Source organism: Actinomadura sp. NPDC048955 (assembly GCF_040649435.1).
Classification (GTDB): domain Bacteria; phylum Actinomycetota; class Actinomycetes; order Streptosporangiales; family Streptosporangiaceae; genus Spirillospora; species Spirillospora luteofluorescens.
The window spans coordinates 1-25563 of record NZ_JBEZJI010000089.1 but is presented as its reverse complement, the minus strand read 5'-3'; the positions used below and the strand labels follow the sequence as shown (position 1 = coordinate 25563).

The following is a 25563-nucleotide window of genomic DNA, read 5'->3' as shown; positions in this document are numbered from 1 at the left end:
TTCTCTGGCCCTCGTCGGCCGGCCGCGGGGGGGGCCCCCGGGCGCGGGGCCGCCCGGTCGCCGGGCGGCCCGCGGACCGCTGCGTGAGGCGCCGGGCGCGCACCGTCACAGCGTCGCGACCGGGCCGGGAAAAGGATCTGCGCCCGGCCCGACCGGCCTGTATAAGCGTGGTGTAAGGTCCAACGACGCACGGGGCGAACGTCGCGAATCGACCAGCGGCAGGCCATCGGGGGTCCTGTCCGCCCAGCCCGTGGTAGATCCAGGACGAGCGCGAAGTCACGCGGTGATGGAAGAAGGCGAGGGGGCCCGCCATGAGGCATGCACGGGACGGGGCTGCCGCGGCGATGAGCGCCGCTTCCAGGATTCTGGTCGCGCGGGGCAAGAACGAGCCCCAGGAGATGGAGAACCCCGACGTCGCCTGGGGGCAGCGCGCCCGTGACGGAGTGTGGGTGCCGACCAGGGACGGGCAGCGGATCCACCTCGGCATCGACGTCGCGGCGGCCGACACCGTCGCCCAGGTGCTGCGCCCGAGCCTGCGGGTGTTCGTCGGCGTCGACGTCGACACCGACATCGTCGCGCAGACCACGGCCGGCGGGGTGCGCCTGCTCACGGTGATCCACGGCCCCGACGCGCCCACGGAGTTCCGGTTCGCGGTCTCCCTGGCCGACGGGCTCGCGCTGGAGTCGATGCCGTCCGGCGGCTACGACGTCGTGCACCTGCGGTACGGCGCCACGGTGGGGCGGCTCTACAACCCGTGGGCGAGCGACTCGATGTTCCGCCAGGTGAAGGCGGACTACGCGCTGGACGGGTCGGCGGTCACGATGCGCATCCAGCACACCGACGCCTACTACCCCGTCGTCGCCGACCCCCACTACGAGCGCTGACGCCCCGCCGGAGCGGCGCCTCCGGGTTCATGAGGGCGGCCTCTTCACCACCACGGGGTCCTCGAAGTCCAGCTCCCGCCCGATCTCGCGGAGCGTCTCGGCGCCGATCCTTCCCTTGCGGTAGAGCACCTGGAGCCTGGAGCGCTGCGCGCCGACCAGCTCGGTGCGGACGTACCGGCTGTCCGGCGGGCGGGGCCCCTCCGCTCCCTCCCGGTCCAGGAAGTAACGGACGCGTTCGAGCCGCAGTTCGAGCATCTGCCGGAACGCCTCCGCCGTCTGGTCGTCGACGTCCTCCTCCTCGACGAGCTCGTCCAGCCGGGTCAGGGCCGCCTGGAGCCCCGCCTTGCGGGCGAGCATCGACTCTGCGCGCCGCCGCTCCGGCTCGATCAGCCCGAGGCGGCGCAGCAGGAACGGCAGGAGCGGCGCCTGCCCGACCAGCGTGACCAGCACGACGAGGGCGGCGAGCAGGACCAGCAGCCCGCGCTCGGCCCCCAGGCCGATCGGCAGCGACAGCGCGATGGCCAGCGAGATCGCGCCGCGCATGCCGCCGAGGCCGATGACGAGCCGCTCCCGCAGGCCGAGGCCCGCCTGGCTGCGCCGGCCGCCGGGCACGAGCCGGGCGAGCGGGGCGTTGCCGAGCTGCCAGAGCAGCCGGGCGGCGATCGCCACGGCCGACACCGCGAGCGCGACCGCCACCACCGTGCCCCAGGTGCGGCCGCCCGGCGCGCGCACGATCTCCCGGATCTCCAGACCGAGCAGGACGAACAGCGCCGACTCCAGCAGGAAGGTGAGGATTCGCCAGAACGTCGTGCCGGCGAGCCGCGAGGCGGGCTGCAGGAAGCCCTCCCCGTGCGTGCCGATGGAGAACCCCGCGACGACCGTCGCGAGCACGCCGGACGCGCCGAACCGGTCCGCGGGGACGAACGCGACGTAGGGCGTGATGAGGGAGACGATGATCTGGCTGACGGGGTCGCTGATCCAGCGCCGGACGCGGCGGACCACGATGCCGACGACCAGCCCGTAGGCCACGCCGCCGAGCACGATCTGGGCCACCCGGACCGCGCCGTGCGCCACGGTGAAGTCGGTGCCGAGCGCCTCGACCGCCAGCCCGAAGATCGTCAGCGCGGCGCCGTCGTTGATCAGGCTCTCGCCCTCCAGGATGGTGACCATCCGCGGCGGCGCGCCCAGCCGCTGCATCACCGACGTCGCCGCCACCGGGTCGGTGGGCGACACCGCCGCGCCGAACGCCAGCGCGGCGGCCCAGCCGACGTCCGGCACCAGGGCGTGCAGCGTCGCGGCCACCGCGACGGTCGTGACGGTGGTCAGGCCGAACGCCAGGGCGAAGATGGGCACGGCGTCGGCGCGGGCCTCGCGCGGGGCGGTGAAGAACGCCGCGTGGTAGAGCAGCGGCGGCAGGAACCCGAGCAGCACCACCTCGGGCGGGACGACGACCGCGGGCAGCGCCGGCACGAACCCGGCAGCCATGCCGAGCAGGACGAGCACGATGGCGTCCGGCACGCGCAGCCGCCCGGCCAGCCCGCGGGCCAGCAGGACCACGACGGCGACGGCCAGGAAGACGATGAAGAGCCGGTCCTCCTCCACGGCGATGGTCCTTGCCTGAAAGCGGCGGGGTAGTCGCGGGACCCGGCCGCGCGATGGAACGTTCCGCTCGAATCTCGGCGCCGTGGGCGCCAGCATGTCCTGGCGGGGTGGGCGCCGACGTGCACCGTCCCCGTCATATGGTGGGGGCCACGGGCCGCGTTCCGGCCCCGGCGACGCAGCCGGGCACCCGACCGCCCGGGTCCCCCGAGACTGGAGTCATCGTGATCTTCACTCATGACACCGAGCACGCGCTCGCCGTCGTCGTCGACCTGATCAACACGAGCGCGGCGGCGTCCGGCGCGGAGGAGCTCGGCGGGCTGCCCGGCCTGCGCGACTTCGTGGACCGCAACGCGTTCAGCGACGTGGGCGACCTCACCGAGGCCGACCTTTCCCGCGTGCGGGAGCTGCGCGGCCGCTTCCACGCGGTGTTCCGCTCCGGGGACGTCCCCTCCGCCGTGCGGCGGATCAACGAGATCGTCGGCGAGGTCCGCACCACGCCGCACCTGACCGACCACGACGGCTACCACTGGCACGTGCACTTCTTCGCGCCGGGCGCGCCTCTCGGAGAGCACCTGGCCGCCGACTGCGGCATGGCGCTGGCCTACGTGGTCGCGGCGGGCGAACTGGACCGGTTGCGCACCTGCGAAGCGCCGGACTGCTCACGCGTCCTGGTCGACCTGTCCCGCAACCGCTGCCGCCGCTACTGCGACAGCCGCACCTGCGGCAACCGCATGCACGTCGCCGCCTACCGCGCCCGCCAGCGCGCGGGTTAATTGCAGTGTTCTGGTGGTAGGCGCCTTGGGGGCGCCTACCACCAGAACACTGCGGGCGATCGCTGCATCGCTCCGGCTCGCCCAGGGGCTCGCTGCGCGATCAGTTTCTCGCAGGCTCGAAACCGCCTTCGGACGCGATCGCGAGCCTCCGGTCGTCGCGGGGACCAGCAAACGATCAGTGCCAAAGGTCAGTGCGGACGGCTCGCCTTGCTGGACGTCGCGACCGGTACCGGCCGGTCGTTGGCGGTCCGCTCGTCGGGGCGCCGGGTGATCTTCGGTGACGTGTCGCGCGCGTTCGGCGCGGCGGTGGTGCGTCCGGTCAGGTCATGACGTGTATCGGCGTGGCCCACCGGTGGGCCGGCGGGAGGACCAGAAGGGAATTCGGTTCAAACAGTGCCCTCCCTCGTCATGGACGTGGCCTGGTCGGTAACCTCATAAATCACGCTCGCTGCGGGTTTCGGCCCGTGACGGGCCCGCGTCGGACCTATTTCAGCCATGGAGGATCCGCTGTCCAGGCGAGCACTCATCACCGGCATCACCGGACAGGACGGCTCGTATCTGGCCGAGCATCTGCTTGAGCTGGGATACGAGGTCTGGGGCCTGGTGCGGGGGCAGGCGAACCCCCATGTGTCGCGGCTGCGCAAGCACATCGGCGACGTGCAGATCACCACCGGGGACCTGCTGGATCAGGGCAGCCTGATCTCGGCGGTCGAGCGGGTGCGGCCCGACGAGGTCTACAACCTGGGCGCGATCTCCTACGTGCCGATGTCGTGGCAGCAGGCCGAGCTGACCGCCGAGGTCACCGGGATGGGCGTGCTGCGCATGCTGGAGGCGATCCGGGTGGTGTCGGGAATCAGCCCGTCCCGCACGCCGGGCGACGGGCAGATCCGCTTCTACCAGGCGTCGTCCTCGGAGATGTTCGGGATGGTGCGCGAGACGCCGCAGAACGAGAAGACCCCGTTCCATCCGCGCAGCCCCTACGGGGTGGCGAAGAGCTACGGGCACTACATCACGCAGAACTACCGCGAGTCCTACGGGATGTTCGCGGTGAGCGGGATCCTGTTCAACCACGAGTCGCCGCGCCGGGGCGCCGAGTTCGTGACGCGGAAGGTGTCGCTGGGCGCCGCCCGCATCAAGCTGGGCCTGGCCACCGAGCTGCGTCTCGGCAACCTGGACGCCCGCCGCGACTGGGGCTACGCGGGCGACTACGCCCGCGCGATGCGCATGATGCTGGCGCAGGACTCCCCGGAGGACTTCGTCATCGGAACCGGCCAGACCCAGTCGGTGCGGGAGCTGGTGGAGTTCGCGTTCCGCACCGCGGGCCTGGACTGGCAGGACCACGTCGTCCTGGACGCCAAGTACACGCGCCCGGCCGAGGTCGACCTGCTGTGCGCCGACCCGAAGAAGGCCCGCGAGCAGCTGGGGTGGGAGCCCGAGGTGACCTTCGAGGGGCTGGTGACCATGATGGTCGAGTCGGACCTGCGGCTGCTGTCGGGGTCCGCTCGTCCCGAGGACGAGCCGTTCAGCCCCGATCATTGGTAATCCGGTTACCACGGCCGTGGCACGATTCAGGTATGGCCACATGTGAGCACGTGCAGTCCCTCCCGGCGGAGGATCCGTCCCCGAACACCCCTGAGGGGTGCGAGGACTGCCTTCGCGAGGGCACACGCTGGGTCCACCTGCGGCTCTGCCTGGGCTGCGGGCACGTCGGGTGCTGCGACTCCTCGCCCAGGCGGCACGCCACCGCGCACTTCGAGAAGGAGGGGCACCCGATCGTCCGGTCGTTCGAGCCGGGCGAGGACTGGCGCTGGTGCTTCGTCGACCAGCTGATCGTCTGATGCCGGACGTCCGACTGGGCACCGGGCCCGGACGCTGGATCCTGCTGGCGACGGTGCTCGGGTCGAGCGTGGCGTTCCTCGACTCCACCGTCGTGAACGTGGCGCTGCCCCGGCTCGCCCGTGACCTGAACGCCGACATGGCCGGGCTGCAGTGGACGGTGAACGCCTACACGCTCACGCTCGCGGGGTTCATCCTGCTGGGCGGCTCCCTCGGGGACCGGTTCGGGCGCCGCCGGATCTTCCTCGTCGGCGTGGTGTGGTTCGCGGTCGCCTCGGTGCTGTGCGGCGTGGCGCCGAACGTCGGGACGCTGGTCGTCGCGCGGGCGCTGCAGGGCGTGGGCGGGGCGCTGCTCACCCCGGGCTCGCTGGCGATCATCCAGGCGTCGTTCGCGGCCGACGACCGCCCGCGCGCGGTCGGCGCCTGGTCGGGACTCGGCGGCGTCGCCGGCGCGATCGGCCCGTTCGTGGGCGGCTGGCTGGTGGAGGCGGCCGGATGGCGGTGGGTGTTCCTGCTGAACGTGCCGCTCGCCGCCGTCGTGGTGCTGGTCGCGGTCCGGCACGTCCCGGAGAGCGTCGACCCGCGGGCCCACGGACGCTTCGACGTGTCCGGCGCGGCCCTGGCGGCGCTGGCCCTGGCGGGGACGACGTACGCGCTGACCGAGGCGCCGGGCGGGGGCGCGCCCGCGCCCGTCATCGCCGCCGCCGCGATCGCGGGCCTGGCGGCCGCCGTCGCGTTCGTGCTGCTCGAACGCCTGCGCGGGCGGCGGGCGCGCGCGGCCGAGAAGGCGACGCAGCCGATGCTGCCGCTGGACGTGTTCGCCTCGCGGCAGTTCTCGGCCGTCAACGTCGTCACGTTCATCATGTACGGCGGGATGGGCGTGATGTTCTTCCTGTTCGTCCTGAACCTCCAGGTCGTCACCGGGTTCTCGCCCATCGCGGCCGGGACCGCGCTGCTGCCGGTCACCGTGCTGATGCTGCTGCTGTCGGCGCGGGCGGGCGCGCTCGCGCAGAAGATCGGCCCGCGGCTGCCGATGACCGCCGGGCTGGTGGTGGCGGCCCTCGGGATGCTCCTGGTGGGCCGGATCGGCGCGAACGCCTCCTACGTCCGGGACGTCCTGCCCGCCGTGGTGGTGTTCGGGCTGGGGCTGGCGGCGGTGGTCGCGCCGCTGACCGCCACGGTCCTCGCCACCGCGGACGTCCGCCACGCGGGGGTGGCCAGCGGCGTCAACAACGCGGTGGCGCGCGCCGCCGGGCTGCTGGCAGTGGCGGCGATCCCGCCGCTGGCGGGGCTGACGGGCGACGCCTTCGACAATCCCGCCGTCTTCTCGCACGGGTTCCGGCTGGCGATGATCACTTGTGCCGCGCTCCTGGCGGCCGGTGCCGTGCTGTCCTTCCTCACCGTCGGCGACGACGCGCTGCGCACGCCGTCCGGGGAACCGGTCGAGCCGGAATGCCGGCGCCAGTGCGGGGTCGGCGCGCCGCAGCTGCAGCCCGAGCCGGAGACCGTCCCGGCCGAGCACGCCGGCAGGGCCTCGCCCGAGACCGGGGCCTGATCACCGGACCGGTCCACTGATTCCCGGTCCGAATCCGGCTATGTCCAGAACCGGAGCGGTTCGTTGACATACGGTCGGTGCATGAATCTGCGGCAGCTGCGCTATGTCGTGGCGACCGCCGACCACGGCACGATGACGTCGGCGGCCCAAGCCCTCTACGTGGCCCAGCCCGCGCTGTCGCGGGCAGTGCGCGAACTGGAGCGCGAGCTCGGCCTGGAGCTGTTCGCCCGGTCGGGCCGCGGCGTCGTCCTCACCCCCGTCGGGGAGCAGGTCGTCCGGCAGGCCCGGGCGGCGCTGGACGCTGTCGACGCGATCGAGGGGCTGGCGGTCACGCGGGCCGACGGGCGCGGCGCGGAGCTGCGCATCGCCGTCACCGCGTCGCTGGAACCGGAGCTGACCGGCGGGCTCATCCCCCGCTTCGCGCGCGACCAGCCGGCCGTGCGGATCCGGGTGGTGCGCTGCGCCGACCGCGACCAGATCGCGGCGGTGCTGCGCGGGGGCCGCGCCGACCTGGCGCTGACCGACCTGCCCGTCCCCGGCGACATGACCGCGCACCCGTTCGAGCAGCGCGAGGTGGTGCTGATCTCCCCGCCCGCGCTGAAGGTCCGCGAGCCGGTGCCGCCGGCCGCGCTGGACGGGATGCGGCTCGTCCTGCCCGCCCGCGGCAGCGCCCGCCGCGCGGAGATCGACACGATGCTGCGGCGGATCGGCGCGCGGCCGGTCGCCGCGGTGGAGTCCGACGAGCGCGGCGCCTGGCTCGGCTGGGTCCGCGCGGGCCGGGGCTCCTTACTCTGGTACCGCAACCAGCTCGACGACACCGAAGGGGTGACGGTCCGCTCGTTCATGCCGCCGCTCACCCGCATGATCGGCCTCGTGCACGCGCACCGCCGGCTGCCGCCCGCCGCCCGCGACTTCCTGACGTTCGCCAAGCAGACGCCCCGCGACCACCACGCCCGCTGACCGCGCCCCGCCGGCCGCCCCTCACCGCTGCCGCCCCGCCGCCCTCGCGACGCCGGTCCCGCCCGGTCATGGCATGATTCGGCGGTGGGAACGACGCACGCACTCTGGCTGCTGGCCATACCGGTCGGCGCACTCATGGTGGCCGCGGGGGCGCGCCGCATCGGCCTGTCGGCTCCGCTGGTCCTGGTGATCGCGGGGCTCGCCTTCTCCTTCGTCCCCGGCATGCCGGAGTTCGAACTCGACCCCGAGTTCGTGCTGTTCGTGTTCCTGCCGCCACTGCTGTTCTCCGCGGCGTGGAACAGCTCGTTCACGAACCTGCGCCAGAACGTCTGGTCCATCGGCCTGCTGTCGGTCGGGCTGGTGCTGTTCACGACCTTCGCCGTGGGATACGTCGCGCACCTGATCGTTCCCGATCTGCCGCTGGCCGCGGCGTTCGTGCTCGGCGCGATCGTGGCGCCGCCGGACGCGGTCGCCGCGGTGAGCATCGCGCAGCGCCTCGGCCTGCCGCGCCGGACGGTGACGGTCCTGGTCGGGGAGAGCCTGTTCAACGACGCGACGGCGCTGACCGCGTTCCGGGTGGCGCTGATCGCGGCGACGGGCGCGGGGTTCACCCTCCTGGACGGCGTGGGGCGCTTCCTGTTCGCCGCCGTCGTGGGCGCGGCGGTCGGGCTGCTGCTCGGGCCGCCGCTGCACTGGCTGCGGACCCGGCTGAACGACCCTCTGGTGGAGAACGGCGTCGCGCTGGTGGCGCCGTTCGCCGCCTACCTCATCGCCGAGAGCGTGCACGCCTCCGGGGTGATCGCCGTGGTGGTCAGCGGGCTCTACCTGGGCAACCGGGAGACCCAGTCCGCCGCGGTGACCCGGCTGATCGGGCACTCCTTCTGGAAGGTCATGGTCTTCCTCCTGGAGTCGGTGGTCTTCCTGCTGATCGGCCTGCAGCTGCCCCCGATCGTCGACGAGCTGTCGGGGCGGAGCTGGCAGGAGCTGGCCTGGTGGGCGACCGCGGTGTTCGCCGTGACGGTCGCGGCCCGGTTCGTGTGGGTGTTCCCCGCCTCCCAGGTCCCGCGGCTGCTGTCGCGGCGGGAGCGGGCGCTGCCGAACGTCGGCTGGCGCGGCCTGGTCGTGGTGTCGTGGGCGGGGATGCGCGGGGTGGTCTCGCTCGCCGCCGCCTTCGCGGTCCCGTTCGTCGCCTCGGGCGACCGGCCGTTCCCGGGCCGCGACCTGATCCTGTTCCTGACGTTCACCACCGTCCTCGGGACGCTGCTGGTCCAGGGGCTGACGTTCCCCGCGCTGATCCGCGCGCTCCGCATCGGCGGGGACCGGGAGCGCTACGCCGACACCGTCGCCCTGGCGGGCGCTCAGCACGCCGCCGCGCAGGCCGCGCTTGAGCGCCTGGAGGAGCTGAACGCCGAGGAGCGGCTCGACGCGTCGGTGGTGGAGCGGCTCCGGCAGCTCGCCGAGCACCGGCAGCTGCGCGCCTGGGAGCGGCTCGGGGGCGGGACGGGCCCGGAGGGCGAGGAGGTGCCGACGGCGACGTACCGGCGCCTGCGGCGGGAGATGCTGATGGCCGAGCGCCGCGTCTTCGTGCGGATGCGGGACGAGCGGCGCATCGACGACGAGGTCCTGAGCCGCGTCATGCACGAGCTGGACCTGGAGGAGGTCGCCCTCAGCCGCGACTAGCGGCCCGCACCCGCGCCCCGGCCACGTCGCGCGGTGGCCGGGGCGTCGGGTGCGTTCAGACCGCCCCGTTGAGCGGCTGCTCGGGCAGCTGGACGGCGTAGGACTCCTTCACCACGTCGAGGTGGTGCCAGGACTCCCTCACCGTCACCCCGGTCACCGACCGGATGGCGTCGAACACGGCCACCAGCTCGGCGCGGGAGGCCGCCTCGACCTGCCCGACGATGTCGTAGCGGCCGAATCCGGTCGCCAGGTAGCGGACGCCGTCCTGAGCGGCGACCGCGTCGGCGACCTTGCGCAGCCCGCCCGTCACCACCAGCCCGAACCCGCCGAGCTCCGCGGCGCCGAGCGCCAGGGGGTCGGCGAGGCCGGTCACCTGGATGACGCCCGTGCGCATGAGCCTGACCACCCGGGCCCGGGTGGCGGCCTGCGAGAGGCCGATGACGTGCGCGAGGCGGGTGTAGGGGGCGCGGCCGTCGCGCTGCAGCTCGTGCAGCAGCCGCCAGTCGATGTCGTCGAGGGTGACCTCGCCGAGCTCGCGCACCACCGCGTGCGTGTCGCGCACGGTGGACACCGACCGGAACACCTCGGCCGCGCGGACTCCCGCGACGGACCTGATGTGGTCCACCTCGGCGGCGAGCGCGGCGTCGTCGCGGGTGCGCACCTGGGCGACCAGGTCGTACGGCCCCGCGGTCAGCGCGGTGAAGCTGACGGCGGCGCGCTCGGCGACGGACTCGGCCACCTCCCTCGCCGAGCCCGCCACGGTGACCGACACGTGCCCGATCGCCTCCGCGCCGACGACGGCGGCGTGCACGATGCCGACGACGCGGACGACCTGGGTTTCGAGAAGGTGCTGCACCCGTGCCCGCACCGCCGTGCGGGAAAGCCCGACGCGATCGGCCAGCGCCTGGAACGTCGCCCTGCCATCCCGCTGGAGCTCGCGGACGAGCACGGCGTCGACCGCATCCAGCACGGCTCTCCTCCTCGACATGTGATGAATCGTTTTGCCAGCAACTGCAAGATCATTCCATTTCAGGACGGTATGACGTCAAATATTGATCTTGCTCGTGTTCGCCCTGCCCGGCGGCCGTCGAAGCGTCGGTGACCGGTTCCGGGCGGTGACGTTTCAAATGCCGCACAAACCTGTCCGAAAGCGCAACGCGTCCGCGTCCGCGCCGCGCGTGCGGCGCGACACGAACCGGAGGGGGACGCGCCGGACGGCCGTGGCCGCACCGGCGGTCGCCGCCCGGCCGGGGCGGCCCGCGGCGCGGGCGGGCATGGCCGACCGGGTCCACGTGCGTGACCTGCATGCGCTTCTCCCGGTTTCTTCTGACCCACCCCCTACGGCGGATCCGCCGTCCGCGCGAGGCACATGTAAGAAAAGTGCATCGGGGGCGCAGTTACGTCAAGAGGTAACTTTACAGAGAGCCAAGCCTCACGTTGCACCGTTTTCCACCAGGTGCACGGGCCCACTTTCGTTATCCCTGCAAGGAGGCGGGAAGACGGGCGGAGACGACACTCCACGCCCTCCGGGGACACAGTGTCATCACCCCTGGTCACGGGCTCTGCCCGCGATGGCGGAGGCGTTCCGGAACGTCCGGCCGGCGGCCTTGGCGGGAGCACGGCCGGGTATGACTGACAATGTACGGTGGCCCAGCCACTGCGAACGCGATTGGTGTGTAGTACTGCCGTGCACCTGCTGAACGGTGAGCGTTCCGCTCACGACCTCACCTACAACGACGTCTTCATGGTCCCCCGCCGTTCCTCGGTGGGGTCGCGCCTGGAGGTCGATCTGGCCGCCTCGGACGGCAGCGGGACCACGATCCCGCTCGTGGTCGCCAACATGACGGCCGTGTCCGGCCGCCGGATGGCCGAGACCGCCGCCCGGCGCGGCGGCGTCGCGGTGCTCCCGCAGGACATCCCGGTCGACGTCGTCGCCGAGGTCATCGAGTGGGTCAAGGGCCGCGACCTGGTCGTGGACACCGCCATCCGGCTGGATCCGTCCAGCACGGCGGGCGACGCGCTGGCCCTGCTGCCCAAGCGGGCCCACAACGCGGTGATCGTCGTCGAGGACGACCGTCCGGTGGGCGTCGTCACCGAAGCCGACTGCATGGGCGTGGACCGGTTCGCCCAGCTCCGCGACATCATGTCCCGCGACCTGGTCACGCTGCCCGCCGGCGTCGACCCGCGGGAGGCGTTCAACCGGCTGCACGAGCGCGGCCACCGGCTCGCCCCCGTCGTGGACGCCGAGGGCCGCCTCGCCGGCGTCCTCACCCGCACCGGCGCGCTGCGCGCCACGCTCTACCGGCCGGCCGTGGACGCCGGGGGCCGGCTGCGCGTCGCGGCGGCGGTCGGCGTGAACGGCGACGTCGCCGGCAAGGCCAAGGCGCTGCTGGAGGCGGGCGCCGACCTGCTCGTCGTCGACACCGCGCACGGCCACCAGGACAAGATGATCAGCGCGCTCGCCGCGGTCCGGGCGCTGGACCCCGCCGTCCCGGTCGTCGCCGGGAACGTGGTGACCGCCGAGGGCACCCGCGACCTGATCGAGGCGGGCGCCGACATCGTCAAGGTCGGCGTGGGCCCCGGCGCGATGTGCACCACCCGCATGATGACGGGCGTCGGCCGCCCGCAGTTCTCCGCGGTGCTGGAGTGCGCGGCCGAGGCGCGCCGGCTCGGCCGCCACGTGTGGGCGGACGGCGGCGTCCGGCATCCGCGCGACGTCGCGCTGGCGCTCGCGGCGGGCGCCGCGAACGTGATGGTGGGCTCGTGGTTCGCCGGCACCTACGAGTCGCCGGGCGACCTGCAGCGGGCCGCGGACGGGCGGCTCTACAAGGAGAGCTTCGGCATGGCGTCCGCCCGGGCGGTGCGGCTGCGCACCGCCGAGGACTCCCCCTTCGACCGGGCCCGCAAGGCCCTGTTCGAGGAGGGCATCTCCACCTCCCGGATGTTCCTGGACCCGCAGCGGCCCGGCGTGGAGGACCTGATCGACTCGATCGTGGCGGGGCTGCGCAGCTCGTGCACCTACGCGGGCGCGCGGACCCTGGAGGAGTTCCACGAGCGCGCCGTGATCGGGATCCAGAGCCCGTCCGGCTACGCCGAGGGCAAGCCGCTGTCCAGCAGCTGGTAAAGGGCGCCCCCTCCGCACCGCCGGACGCCGCCGCTTTTCGCGACACGCCGCCGCCTTCGCCCCCTGATCAGCTCGCTGACCTGCACTCTCTTACGTCGGGAACGGAGAGGGGTCTCCGTCCCTGAAGGGGGCGCACCATGGTCGACGGCGGGCCGATCGGGGCCGGGGCGCGGCCGCTGCCGGCGGATGCGCCGGGCCCGGCGGTCCGGGACCGCGAGCGGGAGCGGGAGCGCCGGGCGCGGGAGGCGGCGCTGCGGGGGCTGGCCGAGGCGCTGCTGATCGCCGCGGTGTCCCCGGCCCTGCCTGGCATCGCGCACCTGCGGGCCGGTCGCGTGCGGCTCGGGACGGCGCTGCTGGCCGTCCAGGCGCTGGCGCTGACCACGGCGGCCCTGGCGGCCGGGCGCGGCCGCCCGCTCCTGACGCAGGCGGCGGAGCGGCCCGCGTGGCTGGCGGCGCTGACGGCCGGCTGCGTGCTCGTCGCGGCCCTGTGGGCGGGGCTGATCGTCCACTCCTACACCGTGCTGCTCCCGGACGGGCTCTCGCCGCTGTGGCGGCTCGCGGGCGGCACCACCGTCGCGGTCTTCTGCCTGCTGGTGATCGTTCCGCCGTTGACGGCCGCCCACGCACTGGTTCCCTGCCCACTACGTGATCATCAGTACGGGTCCCCTAAGGGCGGTGGATTCACTATCCTGACGATCTGCACCAAAGGCCACACCCGCTCGCATGCGATCGACTCTTACGCAACCTTTGCCCGGTTCGACGCGTCCATAATGTGAGCCGAGGCTTAATTCACTGTGGGTGGGAATCGGAGCGTACATGGGTCGGTCGCCGAGTGGGCGTGCCCGGAACAGGGACGATGAGGGTACCTCCGGCGGAGCCGGGGGCCTTCCTCGCGCGCTGGCGCTGACGCTCGCGTCCGCCCTGGTCTGGGGCATCGCGCATTTCGTCACGGGCCGCCGGATCGCCGGCGGGCTGCTGCTCGCGCTGTACGTGGCGATCGTCGCCGCCCTCGCGGGCGCGGCCACGCTCTACCGCTCCGACCTGGTCCACTACGCCGTCCAGCCCGCGGTGCTCCAGCGGGCCTCCGCCGCGCTCGTCGCGCTCGGCGTGCTGTGGATCCTGGTCGTCGTCCGCTCCTACCTGCTGCTGCGTCCGACTCGCCTCGCCGCGGGCGCCCGGACGCTCGGCGCCGCCGCCGTCGCGGTGATGTGCTTCGCCGTCGCGGTGCCGGTGGCGTGGTCCGCGCACAGCACCTACGTGTACCGGGACGCGCTGACCAGCATCTTCCGCACCGGCAGCGAGAACGGCAAGCCCGTCGACACCAAGGACCCGTTCAACGGCCAGCCGCGCGTCAACATCCTGCTGCTCGGCGGCGACTCCGCCGCCGACCGCACCGGCGTGCGCACCGACAGCGTGACGCTCGCGAGCGTCGACACCAAGACGGGCGACACGGTGCTGCTGAGCCTGCCGCGGAACCTGGAACGGTTCCCGATGCCGCCCGGCCCGGCCCGCGACCGCTTCCCCTACGGCTTCACCGGCGACGGCCCGCAGAACCCGGGCCTGCTCAACGAGGTCTACGAGTACGCCGAGAACCACCCCGACGTGGTGCCCGGCGTCGCCAAGAAGCGCCGCGGCCCCGAACTCCTGAAGGCCACCGTCGCCGGCGTTCTCGGCCTGCGCGTGGACTACTACATCCTCGTCGACATGTTCGGCTTCGCCGACATCGTCGACGCCATGGGCGGCGTCAAGCTCAAGATCACCGAGCCGATCCCGTACGGGTTGCAGGGCGGCGTCCTGCAGCCCGGCTACCGGACGCTGAAGGGCAAGGAGGCCCTCTGGTACGGGCGGTCGCGCACCAACAGCAGCGACTACGTGCGGATGAGCCGCCAGAAGTGCCTGATGCGGGCGATCGCCGAGCAGGCCGACCCGCAGACCGTGCTCACCAGTTTCGACAAACTCGCCGCGGCGGCCAAGCGGACGCTGTCGACCGACATTCCGCAGGAACTGCTGCCCGCGCTGATGAAGCTGTCGAACCGGGTCAAGAACGGCGCGCAGATCAGGAGCCTGCAGTTCGTCCCGCCGCTGATCTACACCGGGAACCCGGACTTCGACAAGATCCGCACCCTGGCGTCCGACGCGGTCAACAGCGACCCGCGGCAGGTCAGCTCCAAGCCGAGCGGCACACCGACCGCCTCGCCCACCACCTCGCCCACCGCCTCCCCGGACCCGCAGGAGGGCGGCGAGCCGTCCAAGCCCAGTTCCAAGCCGGTGTCGCTGGAGACCAGCTGCCCCTGACCGCCCGGACCGGCCCGCGGCCGGTGCCCGTCCCGCCTAGGCGGTCCTGACCCGCGTGAATTGTCCTTCCCGGTCCGGGGAGGGGGGATCATTGAGGGAGGACCCCTACTTCGAAGGGCTGGTGCGGTGCCTCGGATCCACGGCTGCGACGCCTTCCGCGTGACGATGCCGCGCGGGCGGCGGCCGGAGAGCGTCCTCGTCCGCCTGGCCGGCGACGACGCCGTCGGCTGGGGCGAGATGGCCGTCCGGGACGGGGCCGGGGACCCCGGCGCCGCGTGGGCGGACATCGAGACGCGCATGGGCCCGGCCCTCATCGGGCTCGACTGGGACCGGCCCGAGGACGTGTCCGCCGCCGCCGACCTCGGCGCGCGGGAGGCCGCGGCGGCCGTCGACACGGCCTGCTGGGACCTGTGGTGCCGGACGCGGGGGCTGCCGCTCGCGCACGCGCTCGGCGGCACCCGCACCTCCATCGTGACGGGCGCGCGGATCTCCCCCGAGCCGGCGATCGACACCGTCACGGCCCGCGTCAACAAGGCCGTTGGAGCGGGCCACACCCGCGTCACGCTGGACGTCCGGCCGGGCTGGGACGTCGAGCCCGTCCGCGCGATCCGGCAGGCGTACCCGGCTCTGGCGCTCGTCGCCGACGCGGGCCACGCCTACACCGAGTCGCCGGAGCACCTGGCGGCGCTGGAGGCGCTGGACGCCTACGGCCTGGCGGCGATCGAGCGGCCGTTTTCCGGCGGCGACCTCGCCGCGCACGCCCGGCTCCAGACGCGGGTGGGCACCGCCGTGGCCCCGGACGTGGGCGATCTGGAGACGCTGGACGCGGCCCTGTCGCTGCAGGCGGGCCGCGCGCTGCACCTGCGCCTCGACCGGCTCGGCGGGCTGACCGCGGCCCGCAGCGCCCACGACCTCGCCTACGCGGCGGGATGGGACGTGTGGTGCAGCGGCTGCGGCGCGTTCGGCATCGGGCAGGCCGCCGCGGTCGCGCTCGCGGCCCTGCCGGGGTGCACGCTGCCGAGCGACGTGTCCGATCCGGCCGGCGGTCCGGTGTTCGTGACGCCCCCGGTGCGCTCGTCCGGCGGCGTCGTCGGCGTCCCGCTCACGCAGCCCGGCCTCGGCCACGAGATCGACGAGGCGCGCATCGAGCGGCTGGCGACCCGCCGCCTGCGCCTGTCGACATGACGCCCGCCCCGGTCTGGGTGGTGGCGGGCCCGCCGGGATCCGGCAAGACCACGGTCGCGGACCTGCTGCTGCGGCGGCTGCGTCCCGTGCCGGCGCTGCTGGACAAGGACACGATGTTCGGGCCGTTCGTGGAGGCGACGCTCGCGGCGGCCTCCCGCGATCCGGGTGAGCGCGAGGGCCCCTGGTACGACGAGCACGTCAAGCCGCACGAGTACGGGGGGATGACGGCCACGGCGCGGGAGATCCGGTCGCACGGCTGCCCGGTGCTGCTGAGCGGCCCGTTCACCGGCCACATCCGGGACGCGGGGCGCTGGAACGCGTGGGTCGCGTCCCTCGGCGGGCCGCCGGTGCGCCTCGTCTGGATCCGGACGGACGCCGAGACCCTCCGGCACCGGCTGGAGCGGCGGGGGTCGCCGCGCGACACCGCCAAGCTGGCCGCGTTCGACGCCTTCGTCGCCCGGATGCTGCCCGGGACGCCGCCTCCGGTGCCCCACGCGGCGGTCGACAACCGCCTCGGCGCACCCGTGCCGCTGGAACCGCAGCTGGACGCCCTGGCGGAGTGACGATCTGGCGGAGACCGCGCGGTCTCCGCCAGATGGCCGCCCGCCGGAAGGACCGCCGGGCGGGGACGGCCGTCGCGTCAGCCGTTGATATTGATGTTCACGTTCTTGTTGACGTTGTGCTCACAGCAGCAGTGGTGGTCGTGGCCCTTCATCGGCTCGCCGGACGCCGTGGCGGCCGACGCCGTGGCGGACAGGCCGGTCATCCCGGCCATCGTCGTCCCGGCGGCGAGAACCAGAACCGCAAGACACCTCTTCATGATCATCCCTTTCGCTCCGGCATCCGATACTTGCGTAGCGATCCTCCCCGACCCATGCTCTATGTAACGTAATGACTACTAAGAGCGAGCAAAGGGCGAGGTGGGGGGATTCGGTAGGACTTCTTCGGCCCCGCGGAAGCTCTGCGCCGCTACTGCTGCTGCGGCGGCGGCATGTACTGCTGCGGCGGCTCGTACTGGCCGGGCGGGGCGTACGGTCCAGGCTGGCCGGGCGGGCCGTACTGTCCGGGCTGGATGTACTGGCCGGGTTGGGCGTAGGGGTCGTAGTGCGGTGCGGGCGGAGGGAGAGCCGGCCGCTCGGGCTGCTGGGGCAGTGGCTGCCGCCGGGCGGCCCGGCGCTCCTGGTAGGCGTTCCTGAGCCGGCCGCCGGCGCGCCTGCCCGCCTCGCCGACCTGCTGCGCCCGTTCGCCCTGCACCGCGCCCTGCACCCGGGCGGCCGACCGCCGGCCCAGGTCCTGCATCTGCCGGGCGCGCTCCGACTGCAGGGCGCGCTGCATCGATTCGGCCTGGGCGATGCGGGCGGCGTTCTCACGGACGGCCTGGCCCGCGACCTGGCCCGCCGCCTGCGTGCCGTCCCAGGCGAGGACGGCGCCCTGCCGCGCGGCCTCGGCGGCGCGCCGGTACCCGTCCGCGCGGACCAGAGCCGTGCCCGCCACCAGGTCGGGGAGGGCGCGGCGGCGGGCGCCGACGAGGGTCGGCGCGCTGTTGGCGAGGAACACCGCGACGGCCGCCATCCAGATGACGAGGGAGAGGAAGAAGAGGCCGTGCAGGAGGAGGATCCACGCGGTGCAGTACAGGCCGGTGCCGCCCGCCGTGGTCACCAGCGAACGGCGCAGCGCCCTGGACTTGGCGGACCTGGCGTTCTCCACGCGCAGATCGAGTACGGCCTTGCCGAGGGTGCGGCCTGCGAAGGCCTGGCCCGCGAACTGGTGCAGGAACTCGATCAGGACGAGCAGGAGCAGCGCCTGCTCGACGGCGCTGACGACCGTGTTCCAGATGCCCATGCCGAAGTTCTCGGCGGCCTGCTGGACGTCGCCGCCGGACAGCAGGAGCCCGCCCGCCGCCGACAGGGCGTCGCCCCAGAGCCCGTCTCCGAGGAGCCCGTTCAGCCGTCCCCACGTCATCATGCCGAGGAGGATCGCGGCCCCGGCGAGGAGGGCGGTGTCGATGCCCCAGGCCGCCAGGCGGCGGCCGCGCGGGGCCGCGGCGGGAGGCGGCGCGGGCGGCACGGGCTCGGCGGCGGGCAGCGGAACGGGTGGCGGACCGTACACGTGAGTCCCTCTGGTCGCGATCTTCATTTTTGATCAAAGCGCGGGAACGGGCAGGAGTCTAGGCCGCCCGGACCCGCGCCGCCACCGTAATCGTCAGTAGGACTTCGGCAGCCCCAGCGAGTGCTGCGCGACGTAGTTGAGGATCATCTCGCGGCTGACCGGGGCGATGCGCATGAGCCGGACGACCCCGGCGAGCATCCCGACGCCGTACTCGGTCGTGAGGCCGTTGCCGCCGTGGGTCTGGATGGCCTGGTCGACGCAGTGGATCGCGGCCTCGGCGGTGGCGTACTTGGCCATGTTCGCGGCCTCGCCGGCGCCCGTGTCGTCGCCCTCGTCGTAGAGCCAGGCGGCCTTCTGCCCCATCAGCCGGGCCAGCTCCAGCTCGATCTTGGCGGCGGCGAGCGGGTGCGCGAGGCCCTGGTGCGCGCCGATCGGCGTCCGGAACACCTGCCGGGACCCGGCGTAGCCGACCGCCTTGCCGAGCGCGAGGCGGCCGATCCCGGCGCCCATCGCCGCGGCCATGATGCGCTCGGGGTTGAGGCCGGCGAACAGCTGCAGCAGTCCGCCGTCCTCGTCGCCGACGAGCGCGTCGTAGGGCAGCCGGACGTCGTCGAGATGGCAGACGAACTGCTTCTCCGGCGACACGATCTCCATGTCGATGGGGGTGAAGGTGAAGCCGGGAGCGACGGTCGGGACGATGAACAGCGACGGCCGCAGGTTGCCCTTCTGGTCCTGCGTGCGGGAGACGAACAGCACGGCGTCCGCCTCGTCCACGCCGGAGATGAACGTCTTCTGGCCGTTCAGCACCCACCCGTCGCCGTCGCGGCGGGCCGTGGTGGTGATGCGGTGCGCGTTGGAGCCGGCGTCGGGCTCGGTGATCGCGAACGCCATCTTCACCGAGCCGTCGGCGAAGCGCGGCAGCCAGTGCTCGCGCTGGTCCCGCGTGCCGGACCGGGCGATGATCGTCGCGCAGATCGCCGGGGACACGACCATGAGCAGCAGCGGGCAGCCCGCGGCGGCCAGCTCCTCGCACACGGCGGCGAGGTCGCCGATGCCACCGCCTCCGCCGCCGTACTCCTCCGGCACGTTGACGCCCAGGTAGCCGAGCCGTCCCGCCTCGGCCCACAGCTCGTCGGTCTTCTGGCCGGACTTGGCCTTCTCCACGTAGTAGGAGGAGCCGTACTTGCCGCCCAGTTCGGCGACGGCGTCGCGCAGGGCCCGCCGTTCCTCGGTCTCGACGAAGCTCATTCGGGGGTCCCTTCGATGACGGCGAGGACGGCGCCGGACTCGACCTGCTGCCCCGCGGTGACGTTCAGTTCCGTGACCGTTCCGGCCGACGGCGCGGCGACGCGGTGCTCCATCTTCATCGCCTCCAGGACGACGAGGGTCTGCCCTTCGGCGACCTCAGCGCCCGGTCCGGTCTCGACGCGGACGACGGTGCCGGGCATGGGGGCCAGGAGGGAGCCTGGGGCGATCCGGCCGCTCGGGTCTGCGAAGCGCGGGACGGCGACGAGCGTGACCGGGCCGAGGCGGGAGTCGACGTGCACGGCGTCCCCGGCGGTGGTCACGGTGAAGGTCTCGCGGAGGCCGTCGTGGTCGAGGACGACGCGATCCGGCGCGGCGGACAGCAGCGACGTGCCCGGGCACAGCTCGGAGGTCAGGCCGCTCCTGTCCAGCCGGTAGTCGACGTCCACCGGGCCGTCCGGCCCCTGGAACGTCCTGCGCTGCGGCTGGGACCGCACGTTGCGCCAGCCCGACGGGAGGCCGCCGAGCACCGCGGCGCCCGCCCGGTTCGCGGCGGCCTGGGCGAGCGCGGCGGCGAGCGCGCCGACCCGGACCGCGGCCTCGTCCGCCAGCGGCGCGGCGAGGGTGCCGAGGCCGACCCGGTCGAGATAGCCGGTGTCGGTGTCGCCGTCGAGGAACGCCGGCTCCTCCAGGATCCGGACGAGCAGGTCGCGGTTGGTGGTGAGGCCGTGGATGCGGGCGCCGCGCAGCGCGGCCGCCAGCCTGCGCGCAGCGGCGCCGCGGGACGGCGCCCAGGCGATCGCCTTGGCGAGCATCGGGTCGTAGTGGACGCCGACCTCGGCGCCGCTCTCCACACCGCTGTCGAGCCGCAGCCCGTACCCGGCGGGCACGGCGAACTCGGCGTCCACCCCCGGCACCTCGAAGGTGTGCAGCGTGCCGCCGGCGGGCCGCCAGTCCCGTGCGGGATCCTCGGCGTACAGGCGCACCTCGATGGCGTGGCCGCGCGGCTCCGGCGGCGACAGCGGCAGGCGGGCGCCCTCGGCGACCTCGATCTGCAGCCGGACCAGGTCCACCCCGTACACGCACTCGGTGACCGGGTGCTCGACCTGGAGCCGGGTGTTGACCTCAAGGAAGTAGAAACGGCCGTCGCGCGCGAGCATGAACTCGACCGTGCCCGCGCCGGTGTACCCGATGGCGCGCGCCGCGCTCTCCGCCGCGCCGCACAGCCGCGCGCGCAGTTCGGCGCCGACGGCCGGGGACGGCGACTCCTCGACGATCTTCTGGTGGCGGCGCTGGATCGAGCACTCGCGCTCGCCGAGCGTCCATACCGTCCCGTGCGCGTCGGCGAGGATCTGCACCTCGATGTGGCGCGCGTCCTCCAGGAGCGGCTCGCAGAACACGGTCGGGTCGCCGAACGCGGACCCCGCCTCCCTGCGCGCGCTCGCGACGGCGTCCGCCAGCTCCTCCGGCGCCCGGACGACGCGCATGCCGCGCCCCCCGCCGCCCGCGGACGCCTTGACCAGCAGCGGCAGGTCCGCGGCGCCGGCCCCGGCGGGGTCGAGCTCGGGCAGTACCGGGACGTCCGCCGCGGCCATCAGCTTCTTGGCCTCGATCTTGGAGCCCATCGCGGCGATCGCCTCGGGCGGCGGGCCGATCCAGGTCAGGCCCGCGCCGACGACGGCCCGCGCGAAGTCCGCGTTCTCCGAAAGGAACCCGTAGCCCGGATGGACGGCGTCGGCCCCGGCGCTCCTCGCCACGGCGAGGAGCCGCTCCACCGACAGGTACGTTTCCGCGGGGGACGCCCCGGGCAGCCGCCCGGCCACGTCCGCCTCCCGCACGTGCGGCGCGCCGGCGTCGGGGTCGGAGTGGACGGCGACCGTCCCGACGCCGAGGTCCCGGCAGGCCCGCAGGACGCGGCGGGCGATCTCGCCGCGGTTGGCGACCAGCGCTCTGTTGATCATTTCGACACTCACATCCGGAAGACGCCGAAGCCCTCGGCGCCGCGCACGGGCGCGTTGTGGACGGCGGACAGGCACAGGCCGAGGACGGTCCGGGTGTCGCGGGGGTCGATCACCCCGTCGTCGTAGAGCCGCCCGGACAGGAAGAACGGCAGCGACTCGGCCTCGATCTGCGCCTCGACCATCTCCCGCATCGCGCGGTCCTGGTCCTCGTCGTAGGCCTGCCCGCGCGCCTGCGCCGCCTGCCGCGCCACGATCGACAGGACGCCCGCGAGCTGCTGCGGCCCCATCACCGCCGACTTGGCGCTCGGCCAGGCGAACAGGAACCTCGGGTCGTACGCGCGGCCGCACATGCCGTAGTTGCCCGCCCCGTACGAGGCGCCCATGACGATCGAGATGTGCGGGACCCTGCTGTTGGCCACCGCGTTGATCATCAGGGCGCCGTGCTTGATGATCCCGGCCTGCTCGTACTCCCTGCCGACCATGTAGCCGGTCGTGTTGTGCAGGAACAGCAGCGGGGTGTCGCTCTGGTTGGCGAGCTGGATGAACTGCGCCGCCTTCTGCGCCTCGTCCCCGAACAGGACGCCCTGCGCGTTGGCGAGGATCCCGATCGGGTAGCCGTGGACGCGCGTCCAGCCGGTGACCAGGCTCGTGCCGTACAGCGGCTTGAACTCGTCGAACCGCGAACCGTCGGCGATCCGTGCGATGACCTCGCGCGGGTCGAACGGGACCTTCAGGTCCTCGGGGACGATCCCGGCCAGCTCCTCGGCGTCGTACAGCGGCTCCTCCACCGGGCCGGGCGCGGGGCCGAGCCTGCGGTGGTTGAGGTTCGCGACGATCTGGCGCCCGAGCCGCAGCGCGTCCGCCTCGTCCGCCGCCATGTAGTCGGCGAGGCCGGAGGCGCGGGCGTGCATCTCGGCGCCGCCGAGCTCCTCGTCGTCGGCCTCCTCGCCGGTCGCCATCTTCACCAGCGGCGGACCGCCGAGGAACACCTTCGCGCGCTCCTTGACCATGACGACGTGGTCGCACATCCCCGGGATGTAGGCGCCGCCCGCCGTGGAGTTGCCGAACACGAGCGCGATCGTGGGGATCCCAGCGGCCGACAGCCGGGTGAGGTCGCGGAACATGCGGCCTCCGGGGATGAAGATCTCCTTCTGCGTCGGCAGGTCCGCGCCGCCCGACTCGACCAGGTTGATGACGGGCAGCCGGTTCTCCAGCGCGATGTCGGACGCCCGGAAGCTCTTCTTCACCGTCCACGGGTTGCTGGACCCGCCCCGCACCGTCGGGTCGTTCGCCACGATCACGCACTCGACGCCCTCGACGACGCCGATGCCGGTGACGACGCTCGCGCCGACCGGGAAGTCGCTCCCCCACGCGGCGAGGGGGCTCAGCTCGAGGAACGGCGAGTCGGGGTCGAGCAGCAGCTCGATGCGCTCGCGCGCCAGCAGCTTGCCACGCCCGCGGTGCCGCGCGACGTACTTCTCACCGCCGCCCTCCAGCGCCTTGGCGTGCTCGGCGTGCAGCGCCGCCAGCTTCTCCAGCATGGCCGCGCGGCGCTCCCGGTACTCCGGGCTCCGCGCATCCAGGGTGCTCTTGAGGGTCACAGGACTGCCTCCGGGATGTCGACGAGGCGGGACCGCAGCCACTCCCCCAGGGCCTTGCCCTGCGGGTCGAACCGGGTCGAGGCGGACACGCCCTCCTGCAGCAGCCCTTCGACGACGAAGTTCACCGCGCGAAGGTTGGGCAGCACGTGCCGGTGGACGGTGTGCTCGCGTGTCTCCGGCAGCAGCACGCGGAGCCTTTCGGTGGTCAGGAACGGCTCCAGCCAGCGCCACTGCGCGTCCGTCCGGGCCCAGACGCCGATACTGGCGTCCCCGCCCTTGTCCCCGCTCCGCGCCCCGGCGACACGGCCGAGCGGTGCGCGGACGGTGACGCCCGGCGGGACGTCCCCCGTGGGCGGAGACTCGGCGGAGATTTCGAGGTCGCGCACGAGAGGGGCGGGCGGGACGGTGATGCGCTCGCCCTCGTGGGTCACCGCGACCTGCTCGACGGCCTCGTTCGGGACGTAGGCGGGCGTGTAGACGCCGTAGGGGCCGCCCTTGCCGGGCGGGGAGGTCATCGTGAAGCCCGGGTAGCCGGCGAGGGCCAGTTCCACGACGGCGCCGCTGAACGCGCGGCCGACCTTCTCCGGGTCCGGGTCGAGGACGGCGCAGCGGAGCAGGGCGGCGGCCTCCCCCTGCGTGGCCGGGTCCGGGCCGGGGGCCCCGATGAGCGTCCATTCGACGCGGGCCGGCCGGGCCTCCGCGAACGCGGCCTCCAGCTGCGCCTTCGCGAGCTCGGCCTTGGCCTCGATGTCCAGGCCGGTGAGGACGAAGGTCATCTCGTTGCGGTGGCCGCCCAGATGGTTCAGGCACACCTTGGTGGACGGCGGCGGCGGGACGCCCCGGACGCCGCTGATCCGCACCCGGTCGGGCCCGTCCTGCTCCAGCGCGATCGTGTCGAACCTCGTCGTCACGTCCGGGCCTGCGTAGGACGGCGCGCCGATCTCGTACAGCAGCTGGGCCGTGACCGTCCCGACCGTCACGGCGCCGCCCGTCCCGTCGTGCTTGGTGATCACGCTGGAGCCGTCGGGATGGATCTCGGCGATCGGGAAGCCCGGCGCCTTTACATTGTAGATTTCTTGGAAGAAGGCGTAGTTGCCGCCGGTCGCCTGCGCGCCGCACTCCAGGACGTGCCCGGCGACCGTCGCGCCGGCGAGCGCGTCCCAGTCGTCCCGCGCCCAGCCGAAGTGCGCGGCGGCAGGGCCCACGACCAGCGACGCGTCGGTGACGCGCCCGGTCACCACCACGTCGGCGCCGGCCCGCAGGCACTCGGCTATCCCCCAGGCGCCCAGGTACGCGTTGGCGGTGAGCGGCTGCCCGTGGCGGGCGTCCGCCAGGCCGAGCTCCATCGCCCGGGGCAGCAGGTCGTCGCCCTCCACATGGGCGACCCGCACGTCGATCCCGAACCGCGCGGCCAGCTCGCGCAACCGTTCCGCCAGCCCCCGCGGGTTGAGCCCGCCGGCGTTGGCGACGATCGCGGTGCCGCGCTCCACGGCCAGGCCGAGGGACTCCTCCATCTGCCGCAGGAACGTCGCGGCGTACCCCGCGTCCGGGTCCTTCATCTTCCCGCGCCCGAGGATCAGCATGGTCAACTCGGCGAGGTAGTCGCCGGTGAGGACGTCCAGCGGCCCACCCTCCAGCATCTCCCGCACCGCGGAGAAGCGGTCGCCGTAGAAGCCCGAGGCGTTACCGACCCGCAGCGGTTGGCTCATGGCCAGAACCCTGCCAGCCCCCCTCTAAAAAATCAATCGTGCATGATTGTTTCTTCGGCTGATCGTTTGGTTGACTGGAGGCCACCGACCCGAGGACTCCATGACCGCGCAGGCACTCCCCCGCGAACCGCAGCAGGACCGCAGCCGCGCCACGCGGCAGCGCCTCCTGGAGGCCGCCATCGGCTGCCTCGCCTCCGTGGGCTGGGCGGGCACGACGGTGGCGGTGGTCGCCGAACGCGCGGGAGTCTCCCGGGGCGCCGCCCAGCACCACTTCCGCACACGTGAGGAGCTCGTGACGGCGGCCGTCGAATACGGCTCGGACGTGCGGATGGCGCAGATGCGCGAACGCCTGGACGCGCTCGCCGACCGCCGCCCCTCCACGCTGGACGTCGTCACGCTCCTCGGCGAGATGTACACGACCCCGCTCTTCCGCGCCGCGCTTCAGCTCTGGGTCGCGGCCAGTTCGGACGAGCAGCTCCGCGCGCAGGTCGTCCCGCTGGAGGCGCGGGTCGGACGTGAGGCGCACCGCCTCACCGTCGAGGCCCTCGGCGCGGACGAGTCGGTTCCCGGCGTCCGGGAGACGGTCCAGGCGACCCTCGACCTGGTCCGCGGCCTCGGCCTGGCCGATCTCCTCACCGACGACTCGGCACGCCGCACCCGCCTGCTCGGCCAGTGGGCCGCCACGCTCGACCGGGCGCTCGGCCGCTGACCCGCCCGGACGTCAGGGGGTGATCTCCCGAAGGGGGTCGCCTCCGTCGACGAAGAGGCGGCCGCCGGGGGCGAGAACCACGGCGACTCTCCGCAAGGCGCGGCGGTCGGCCTCCGGAAGGCGACCGTCGAGCGCCCCAACCCGGACGGCGAAGACGAGGTCGAAGGGCTCCCCGCCGGCACAGAGCACAAAATCCTCAATGGCGGCACGCCGGACACTCATCACCCACGACGCCCGGACATGAGAAAGGCCCCGCCGGTAACGGCGGGGCCTTTCTACAATATGTGTCCGGCGGTGTCCTACTCTCCCACACGGTCTCCCATGCAGTACCATCG

Annotated in this window: 21 protein-coding genes and 1 pseudogene; 13 read left to right on the top strand and 9 right to left on the bottom strand. The window is 73.4% G+C overall.

From position 1 onward, the window contains the following. Positions 1-311 precede the first annotated feature (311 nt). Positions 312-884: a hypothetical protein gene (locus AB0C84_RS42515; protein WP_185024151.1), complete on the top strand. Its 573-nt coding sequence runs from the start codon at positions 312-314 to the stop codon at positions 882-884. A 27-nt stretch (positions 885-911) separates the two neighbouring features. Here the strand turns inward: AB0C84_RS42515 and AB0C84_RS42510 are convergent, their stop codons facing one another. Beyond that, a complete protein-coding gene (locus AB0C84_RS42510) occupies positions 912-2486 on the bottom strand; it encodes a Na+/H+ antiporter (RefSeq protein WP_361077623.1) in 1575 nt (524 codons plus the stop codon). Positions 2487-2707: 221 nt separating this feature from the next. On the opposite strand from AB0C84_RS42510, the gene AB0C84_RS42505 reads away from it, so the two are divergent. The 6 genes from AB0C84_RS42505 to AB0C84_RS42480 all read left to right on the top strand — a co-directional run bounded on the left by AB0C84_RS42505 (position 2708) and on the right by AB0C84_RS42480 (position 9290). Continuing rightward, positions 2708-3259, top strand: coding sequence for a CGNR zinc finger domain-containing protein (locus AB0C84_RS42505; RefSeq protein ID WP_179848536.1), 552 nt, complete (start codon positions 2708-2710; stop codon positions 3257-3259). 507 nt (positions 3260-3766) lie between these two features. Then, entirely contained in the window at positions 3767-4801 is a 1035-nt protein-coding gene (locus tag AB0C84_RS42500; RefSeq protein WP_361077629.1) for a GDP-mannose 4,6-dehydratase, read from the top strand. A gap of 32 nt (positions 4802-4833) precedes the next feature. Beyond that, on the top strand, positions 4834-5097 hold the full coding sequence (locus AB0C84_RS42495; protein ID WP_361077618.1) for a UBP-type zinc finger domain-containing protein: 264 nt from the start codon (positions 4834-4836) through the stop codon (positions 5095-5097). Beyond that, a complete protein-coding gene (locus AB0C84_RS42490) occupies positions 5097-6650 on the top strand; it encodes an MFS transporter (protein WP_361077615.1) in 1554 nt (517 codons plus the stop codon). Before AB0C84_RS42495 ends, AB0C84_RS42490 begins: the two co-directional genes overlap by 1 nt. Positions 6651-6731: 81 nt before the next feature. Further along, positions 6732-7610 carry a LysR family transcriptional regulator gene (locus AB0C84_RS42485; RefSeq protein ID WP_361077612.1) on the top strand — a complete coding sequence of 293 codons (879 nt, stop codon included), beginning with the start codon at positions 6732-6734 and terminating at the stop codon, positions 7608-7610. An 84-nt stretch (positions 7611-7694) separates the two neighbouring features. Continuing rightward, on the top strand, positions 7695-9290 hold the full coding sequence (locus tag AB0C84_RS42480) for a Na+/H+ antiporter (RefSeq protein ID WP_179848532.1): 1596 nt from the start codon (positions 7695-7697) through the stop codon (positions 9288-9290). Positions 9291-9345: 55 nt separating this feature from the next. On the opposite strand, the gene AB0C84_RS42475 is transcribed toward AB0C84_RS42480, so the two are convergent. Next, the gene (locus tag AB0C84_RS42475; protein ID WP_179848531.1) at positions 9346-10260 is read right to left on the bottom strand and encodes an Lrp/AsnC family transcriptional regulator; all 915 of its coding nucleotides are present in this window, start codon (positions 10258-10260) and stop codon (positions 9346-9348) included. A 717-nt stretch (positions 10261-10977) separates the two neighbouring features. Between AB0C84_RS42475 and AB0C84_RS42470 the strand changes: the two genes are divergently transcribed. From AB0C84_RS42470 to AB0C84_RS42450, 5 genes are all read left to right on the top strand, one after another. Then, positions 10978-12414: a GuaB1 family IMP dehydrogenase-related protein gene (locus AB0C84_RS42470; protein ID WP_308206521.1), complete on the top strand. Its 1437-nt coding sequence runs from the start codon at positions 10978-10980 to the stop codon at positions 12412-12414. Between the two features lie 137 nt (positions 12415-12551). Continuing rightward, entirely contained in the window at positions 12552-13190 is a 639-nt protein-coding gene (locus AB0C84_RS42465; protein WP_361077607.1) for a hypothetical protein, read from the top strand. Between the two features lie 40 nt (positions 13191-13230). Next, positions 13231-14709 (top strand): LCP family protein, encoded by a 1479-nt coding sequence (locus tag AB0C84_RS42460; RefSeq protein ID WP_361077605.1) that lies wholly within the window; start codon positions 13231-13233, stop codon positions 14707-14709. 126 nt (positions 14710-14835) lie between these two features. After that, positions 14836-15894, top strand: a complete 1059-nt coding sequence (locus tag AB0C84_RS42455; protein ID WP_361077602.1) for an enolase C-terminal domain-like protein — start codon at positions 14836-14838, stop codon at positions 15892-15894. Then, positions 15891-16457: an ATP-binding protein gene (locus AB0C84_RS42450; RefSeq protein WP_361077599.1), complete on the top strand. Its 567-nt coding sequence runs from the start codon at positions 15891-15893 to the stop codon at positions 16455-16457. Before AB0C84_RS42455 ends, AB0C84_RS42450 begins: the two co-directional genes overlap by 4 nt. A 77-nt stretch (positions 16458-16534) precedes the next feature. Here AB0C84_RS42450 and AB0C84_RS42445 read toward each other — a convergent pair whose 3' ends face one another. From AB0C84_RS42445 to AB0C84_RS42420, 6 genes are all read right to left on the bottom strand, one after another. Continuing rightward, positions 16535-16714, bottom strand: coding sequence for a hypothetical protein (locus AB0C84_RS42445; protein ID WP_179848525.1), 180 nt, complete (start codon positions 16712-16714; stop codon positions 16535-16537). 149 nt (positions 16715-16863) lie between these two features. Further along, positions 16864-18003: an RDD family protein gene (locus tag AB0C84_RS42440; RefSeq protein ID WP_361077595.1), complete on the bottom strand. Its 1140-nt coding sequence runs from the start codon at positions 18001-18003 to the stop codon at positions 16864-16866. Between the two features lie 93 nt (positions 18004-18096). Further along, the gene (locus tag AB0C84_RS42435) at positions 18097-19251 is read right to left on the bottom strand and encodes an acyl-CoA dehydrogenase (protein ID WP_361077592.1); all 1155 of its coding nucleotides are present in this window, start codon (positions 19249-19251) and stop codon (positions 18097-18099) included. After that, complete coding sequence (locus AB0C84_RS42430; RefSeq protein WP_361077590.1) at positions 19248-21209, bottom strand: biotin carboxylase N-terminal domain-containing protein; 1962 nt, start codon at positions 21207-21209, stop codon at positions 19248-19250. The genes AB0C84_RS42435 and AB0C84_RS42430 overlap by 4 nt, the downstream gene beginning before the upstream one ends. Positions 21210-21217: 8 nt before the next feature. Further along, positions 21218-22750, bottom strand: coding sequence for a carboxyl transferase domain-containing protein (locus AB0C84_RS42425; RefSeq protein ID WP_361077626.1), 1533 nt, complete (start codon positions 22748-22750; stop codon positions 21218-21220). A gap of 56 nt (positions 22751-22806) precedes the next feature. Next, positions 22807-24519: an acyclic terpene utilization AtuA family protein gene (locus AB0C84_RS42420; RefSeq protein WP_361077587.1), complete on the bottom strand. Its 1713-nt coding sequence runs from the start codon at positions 24517-24519 to the stop codon at positions 22807-22809. Positions 24520-24619: 100 nt separating this feature from the next. Between AB0C84_RS42420 and AB0C84_RS42415 the strand changes: the two genes are divergently transcribed. Next, positions 24620-25228: a TetR/AcrR family transcriptional regulator gene (locus AB0C84_RS42415; protein WP_361077584.1), complete on the top strand. Its 609-nt coding sequence runs from the start codon at positions 24620-24622 to the stop codon at positions 25226-25228. Positions 25229-25240: 12 nt separating this feature from the next. Here AB0C84_RS42415 and AB0C84_RS42410 read toward each other — a convergent pair. Further along, positions 25241-25563 (bottom strand): annotated as a pseudogene (locus tag AB0C84_RS42410) (hypothetical protein); the annotation flags it as partial.